7 protein-coding genes are annotated in these 6,771 nt (G+C 43.2%); 1 reads left to right on the top strand and 6 read right to left on the bottom strand.

Annotated features, from left to right (window positions below; genetic code table 11):
• The first annotated feature begins 129 nt into the window (after positions 1 to 129).
• Positions 130 to 1,617, top strand: a complete 1,488-nt coding sequence (gspE, locus tag KUG37_RS12620; RefSeq protein WP_216940500.1) for a type II secretion system ATPase GspE — start codon at positions 130 to 132, stop codon at positions 1,615 to 1,617.
• Positions 1,618 to 1,666: 49 nt separating this feature from the next.
• Here gspE and KUG37_RS12625 read toward each other — a convergent pair whose 3' ends face one another.
• The 6 genes from KUG37_RS12625 to KUG37_RS12650 form a co-directional block, all read right to left on the bottom strand.
• Complete coding sequence (locus tag KUG37_RS12625) at positions 1,667 to 2,059, bottom strand: DUF4951 domain-containing protein (protein ID WP_216940502.1); 393 nt, start codon at positions 2,057 to 2,059, stop codon at positions 1,667 to 1,669.
• A gap of 183 nt (positions 2,060 to 2,242) precedes the next feature.
• Entirely contained in the window at positions 2,243 to 2,668 is a 426-nt protein-coding gene (locus tag KUG37_RS12630; protein ID WP_216938233.1) for an organic hydroperoxide resistance protein, read from the bottom strand.
• Between the two features lie 105 nt (positions 2,669 to 2,773).
• The gene (locus tag KUG37_RS12635) at positions 2,774 to 3,601 is read right to left on the bottom strand and encodes a carbon-nitrogen hydrolase family protein (protein ID WP_216940504.1); all 828 of its coding nucleotides are present in this window, start codon (positions 3,599 to 3,601) and stop codon (positions 2,774 to 2,776) included.
• A 23-nt stretch (positions 3,602 to 3,624) separates the two neighbouring features.
• Positions 3,625 to 4,143, bottom strand: coding sequence for an anti-anti-sigma factor GigB (gigB, locus tag KUG37_RS12640; RefSeq protein ID WP_004647542.1), 519 nt, complete (start codon positions 4,141 to 4,143; stop codon positions 3,625 to 3,627).
• A gap of 112 nt (positions 4,144 to 4,255) precedes the next feature.
• The gene (locus tag KUG37_RS12645) at positions 4,256 to 5,224 is read right to left on the bottom strand and encodes a PP2C family protein-serine/threonine phosphatase (RefSeq protein WP_216938237.1); all 969 of its coding nucleotides are present in this window, start codon (positions 5,222 to 5,224) and stop codon (positions 4,256 to 4,258) included.
• Positions 5,225 to 5,326: 102 nt separating this feature from the next.
• A complete protein-coding gene (locus KUG37_RS12650) occupies positions 5,327 to 6,226 on the bottom strand; it encodes a VacJ family lipoprotein (protein WP_216938239.1) in 900 nt (299 codons plus the stop codon).
• Positions 6,227 to 6,771 lie beyond the last annotated feature (545 nt).

Here is a 6,771-nt window from a genome sequence, read left to right on the forward strand (position 1 = left end):
GGTTAATTCATCTTTATCTTGCGGCAATGTTGGCACCCTTTCTTGCTAAATCTTTGAAAACATACTTCACGCTGTCATATGCTTAGAGTACACTCAATTTAAATTTTTTCATCATTATTATAATTCGCGATGCAAGTACTTAAACAATTACAAATCCCATATAGCTTCGCCAAGCGCCATGGTGTGCTGTTGCGTTATGAGGGAGATCAGGCCTTTATTCTGCGTCGTGACAATACCTCCATGCTTGCATTGCAGGAAGCACGCCGTCTGCTTGGCTATCCGGCTCATTTTCAGCTCTGTAGCGAGCAGGAATTCAACCAGTTATTAAGCTCCAGCTTTGCCGGCGATAGCGGGGAATCGCAGCAGGTCGCTGCCGGTCTGGAAGATCATCCGGATTTACTCAGTCTGGCCGATTCAGTACCAGAAACAGAAGACCTGATGGATCAGGAAGATGATGCGCCGATTGTCCGGCTGATCAATGCACTATTATCTGAAGCGATTCGTGTCGGGGCTTCCGATATTCATATTGAATCCTTTGAAAAAAAACTGTCGGTACGTTTACGGGTAGATGGCCAGCTACGTGAAATTGTCCAGCCACGCCGTGAGCTGGCCCCGCTACTGGTTTCCCGTATTAAAGTGATGGCCAAACTGGATATTGCTGAAAAACGTATCCCGCAAGATGGCCGTATTTCTTTACGTCTGGCGGGACGTGAAGTCGATGTCCGCGTCTCCACTTTGCCTTCATCTTATGGTGAACGTGTGGTCATGCGTCTGCTGGATAAGCAGGCGGGCCGTTTAAATATGATTCATCTCGGTCTGAGGAATCAGGATTATGACCGTTTGAAGACGTTGGTGCATCGTCCGCACGGGATTATTCTGGTGACCGGGCCAACCGGTTCCGGTAAAACGACGACGTTATATGCGGCACTTTCGGACCTCAATGATGGTTCCAAAAACATTCTCACAGCTGAAGATCCGATTGAATACCAATTGGAAGGGATTGGTCAGACTCAGGTCAATACCAAAGTGGATATGACCTTTGCCCGTGCTTTAAGAGCCATGCTGCGCCAGGATCCTGATGTAGTGATGGTCGGCGAGATTCGTGATCTGGAAACCGCAGAAATTGCCGTGCAGGCCTCATTGACAGGGCATCTGGTATTATCGACTTTGCATACCAATACCGCCATTGGTGCAGTGACCCGTCTTAAAGATATGGGAATAGAACCCTTCCTGCTTTCAAGTTCGCTGATTGGCGTGATTGCACAGCGCCTGGTCAGAACGCTATGTCCACATTGCGCGACCTGGCATGAAGCAGATGCTTTTGAAAAGAGTCTGTTTGAAAATATTGAACATCCAAATGATTTAAGGCTTCCTCAACCTCAAGGCTGTGAACGCTGTGGCAATACTGGCTTTAGCGGGCGTACGGCAATTTATGAAATTGTACCGGTCAATGATCATATGCGTCGTCTGATCCATGGTAATGCTGCTGAATATGAACTTGAAAGTTATGCGCGCCAGCAATCCGGTTCCATTCGGGATGATGGCTTACGTAAAGTATTGGCTGGAAAAACCACGATTGAAGAAGTATTGCGGGTAACCAATGAAGCAGCAGAGTAATTTTTTAATCTGCTGCATTTAAAGAATTATCGTCAGAATTGCTAGGTATTTACCAGAGACTGACGATTTTTTTCATGAGTTGTGCGCGAAATGGGGCAGTCGGATTACCCGGATTGCGCAGAGTTTCATTTTCATAAAATGTCTGCCAAGCTTCTGCCATTTCCAAGGTCAGTCCTTCCTGTTTCATTTTTTCAACCTCTGCTTGAGTAATATTGAGAAAACGGGCTTCAGCATCTTTGGGGCCTGCTCCCCAGCCAATTATACCTTTACCAAATTCAGGTAGAATCATGTGGTTTGGGGTTGCAGGAATGGGCAGGCGTTCAATCCCGCTATTGACCAGAGACTTCATCTGCGGACGGATTTTTTCTGAGATATGAAGATCTGCAAAAGTTGCAGTAGTTGCGGTGAGTAGAAGAGAACTCAGAAGAACAGGCTTTAACATAAATACAAACTGGCTAAATAGAAATAAGAATTATTATATATAACTGTTCAGGTTTGTGCTTTTATTTTGAAAAAGGAAACTGATTTTTGAGGGAAGATAAAGCGATTAAAATTTTATAATAGAGGTATAGCTATCCTGAAGCTCTTTTTCAGGATAGCATTTAAATTAAAAGTTTAAGTAATCTTAAGTAATTACGTTTAAGTTCACATCAATATTATTGCGGGTTGCATTTGAATAGGGGCAGACAATATGCGCGGCATCTACCAGTTTTTGAGCTTCTTCCTGATCCATACCTTCAAGATGGATATTTAAAGTCACTTCAATACCAAAGCCGGTCGGAATTGGACCAATACCTACATCACCTTCAATATAGGCATCTTTACTGATATTGAGCTTGTCACGATTGGCGACAAATTTCATTGCACCCAAGAAACAGGCCGAATAACCTGCGGCAAAGAGCTGTTCAGGGTTGGTCCCACCGCCTGGACCACCCATTTCTTTGGGTACTGCCAATTGGACGTCTAGAATCTGATCGTCAGAAGTGGCGCGGCCATCACGACCTCCTGTGGCTTTAGCATGTGCGGTATAGACGGCTTTTTCTAATGACATGAGCTGAATCCCTCTTTATTTTTCATGAAGCTTCTATGCTCGGCCATTTCGCCTGAAGAATAAGCAGGGATTTTGTTATTTTCTGCAAGCAGAAAAGAAGCTTTCTTAAGAAAGTTGTAGCAGTTTACGATGCTGCATTAATGGCATAGATTCACGAACTTTTTGCTGTTCATCCAAATCGAAGTCAACCGTAATCAGATCTGCACCGTCTGTATGGATCATATTCAGGAGCTGGCCACGACTGTTGGTGGCAGCTGCATGGCCCCAAGTCTGGCGTTTTTCACCATGCCAGCCTTGTTGAGCTGCACCGAGCACAAAACATTGGGTATCCATAGCACGTGTTTGCAGGAGAAGCTGCCAGTGCATTTCACCGGTGGTGTAGGTAAAGGCAGAAGGTGCGGTCAGAAGGTTTGCACCTTTGGCCCGCAGGTTTAAAGCGAGTTCCGGGAAGCGCAGGTCATAACAGACCATCAAACCGATATTGCCAAAAGGAGTTTTTGCTACGACAACATCTGTGCCAGGTTCAAAGAACTTGGATTCCTGATAACCACCCACCGCATCGCCGACTTGTACATCAAACAAGTGGATTTTGTCATAACGCGCTTCAGTCCGTTCTGGACTGATACACAGACTGACAGTACGTACCCGGCCATCTTCAATCACTGAGCCATCTGGACGATAAGGGCAGGGTAAAGTCCCGGCCACAATCCAGGTTTCATATTGATGGGCAAGTTGTTCGAGACGTTGCTGAATGACTTCAAACTGTGCAGCAGTTTCGCGCTGTTTACCTGCTGCGAAACAGACAAAGTTTTCCGGGAAGACAATCAGTTCAGCGCCATTGGCCTTACTTTGTTGAATTAAGGATTCAATCTCCACGAAATTGGCGTCAATTTCATTTTGAGAATTCATTTGTGCAACAGAAAGTAAAGTCATGCGGTCCTCTTCTTATAAAGTCGTTATACCTTTTGCTCGGAGATTTTATCTAAATTGTCTTGCTCTTTCTGTAGCTGTTTGACTAAAGGCTCAAACATGTTCTGATTGCTTTGATTCAGCTTCATCAGGGTTTTATGCGCATCCAGAACGGTATTCAGCATATTTTGATGGGTAACATGTTCTTCCATCAGTGCACGTGTGCAGACATTTGGATCGCCACAGTAATTCAGAATTACAAATACCTGGCTCAGCCCCATACTGTTCGCCAGAGTGGTAATATCGGAATTGGTGGAAAGCATGACAGCTTGAATATTATGTACTTGTTTGAGCTTCAGTCCTAACTTTGCCAGAACACCCAGTACAGTACTGTCAATAAAACTGGTTTCGGTTAAATCAACGATAGCGCCAACTACGTTGTCTTGCTGTTCAATTTTGTTCAGTAGTTTGTCTAGACTAATACAAGATTGGGCACGCACTTCGCCGATAAGCTTAAAAATATGCGTTCCATTTAGACTTGCATATTCAACATGACCTGTTGACATATAAATGCCATTTGCAGAGAAGGATACCAAATTATCCCATAGGGTCTAGGGATACTCAAGTGGCTGAAAGTAGTAATCAAATTAAGTGCTTATAAAGTCTGTAAATATATCGCTAATTCACTCTTATAAAGCTTAAAAAAGCAATATCATCGGCCACATGTTCCGGGGCGTGAAAAGACTGGTTCTGTAAGTGATGTAATAGTTGCGAGAATTGTTCATTTAATCCGCCCTCAAATGGTTCCAGTGCACCATCCGAACAGATAATAAAGCGGGCATTGCGACTTAATACCCATTCATTTTCTTCAACCTCAAGATCTTCAGTCAGGCCTAATGGGAAGCTGCTCGTAGAGAAAATCTTGGGTTCCTGATTGGGTTCAAATATAATCGGTGGGGGATAATGTCCGGCACTGGACCATTTCAATACATGAGTTTCCAGATTGAGAATTCCGGCAATCATGGTGATGTGCTTTTCAATATTTTCCTGCATCAACATCCCGTTGAGCTTCTTGATCAGCTCGCGCGGCGTTTTGGAGCGACCATGGAAGGCAGCCATCCAGGAAGTGAGCAAACTACTGGTGACACCATGTCCGGATACATCAGCCAGATAGAAAATTACTTCTTTATCGCTGATTTTCCAATAATCATACCAGTCTCCTGAAAGATAGGCAGAAGGCTGAAAATAGGTTTCGACCTCATAATTGTTTAATTCAATTGGATTCGGTAACAATCTTTTTTGCAATTCTGCGGCAGAAGGAAGATCCCGGCTATCCTGGTTACGCTTGTATTGTGCATCAATTTTTTGCAAGGCCAGGTCTGGGTACTCAGGGAGCTTGTTCCAGATCCAGCCGGCCAAAGCCCCTTGTTCCCAAGCTTGGGCCAAAGCAGTACCTTCATTTTCTAAGGCCAGTACAATCGTAGGCAGATTCCACTTATATTTCAGATAGTCATGTACATCTGCAATCGCAATAATCGTAGAGTCATACAGTTCATGATCATCCAGATAGATCATCTGAACATGCGGAAGCGTATCAAGTACTTGATCTAAATAAGGAATATCACGAGTCGGTTGAATGAAATACATAAAAAAGTGATTCAATCCCAGGATTGGTTATAAGATGTACTATAACAAGCAAAGTATTGCTAGCGAAGATATTTCACTAGCAATCATACCTGAAGTATAAACTTAAAGATCTTCGTCTGAAGATTCAATGCTGCTCTCGCTAAAAGGTACATCATTCGAATTTTCATCTTCAAAATCATCTTCCAGGAACAGCGTATCTTGTTCTGTACCTTTCTTTTCTGCAATTACATAGTTGGTACGTTGCAAATAAATATCGCGAATCTGTGCATAACGGTCACCAGTCAGCACCCCCTCAACATCCAGAATTTCGCTGCGTGAGTTAACTACTCCTCCTGCTTGATCACCCCAGTAAATACCATCGTCATTATCCAAAATATATTTTTGTGGACGAGCCTGACTATCTACAGCGCTACCAATCACCCCGCGGACAGAACTTGGACCTAAAAATGGCAGCATGATATAAGGGCCGGAAGGCACGCCATAATAACCTAACGTCATTCCAAGCTTTTCATCTTCATGACTTAGGCCCAGACGACGTGCTGGATCCGCTAATCCTAAAGTAGTTAAGGTATTAATGGTAAAACGGCCCAGGGATTTAGCAGCCCGGGCAGGACGACCTTGAATCAACTGGTTGACCACATTCCAGGGTTCCCCCAGGTTGCTGCGGAACTGGATATAGCTGCCGCGAACATCCTGAGGGACTTTTTCCACATATTGTACGGCTATAGGACGTAACACAGTGCGGTCAATCGCATCATTAAACTGATAAATCTTTCTATTGAGTGGCTGAAAAGGATCTTTAACTTCTTCAGCCTGTGCTGCCCGGGCATCGACATTCAATTGCGTCTGTAACTGTTGCGCTTTGTTTGAGATCTTTGTTCTCAGCGGTGTTTTTGCGGGCTCGTCTTCCAGATTTTCCACATCGGTGGTCACCTCGGCAAAAATATGGGCGCTTGAGGCTAAAGAAAATAAACATATAGATAAGTAAATAGAACGATGCATAAGGTAACCCGAGGCCTTGTGTGTGTAAGTAGCACTACTTATTAAGATGAAAATAATAAACGTTATATTCACGAATAGACATCATTTAAGCAAATTTGTATAAAAAATGAATGAAAATACACGAAAAGATTAAAAAATATACATACAAAAAGATTTTCTTGAAAAGGGGGTTGCAAGGGATGTGAAATGCTGTAGAATGCACATCCATCGGCGGTGATGAAGATTAAAACTTCTGATAAAACAGCAACTTAGCACGAAGTGTTGAGATTGGGTTTTGGAAAGAAAGTTTAAAAATAGTCTGCATTACCGGTTGACTTTCTAGAGATAGAGAGTAATATAGCCGACCTAGCTTGCTGGTGACGAACCCGCAAGAAGATCATTAAGAGCTTATGAAGAACAACTTGTGTGGATTTTTACTGGTTGATTGATCGAAATTATTTTCATTGATTGATGGTAGAAATTACTCGAAGTTTATTTGAGAAATATTTGTCAGAAAATTGATGAGCCAAGATTGGTGCCCTTTAAGGCACTAAGCAATATTAAAC

Source organism: Acinetobacter sp. BY419 (genome assembly GCF_019038395.1).
In the GTDB taxonomy this organism is placed as follows: domain Bacteria; phylum Pseudomonadota; class Gammaproteobacteria; order Pseudomonadales; family Moraxellaceae; genus Acinetobacter.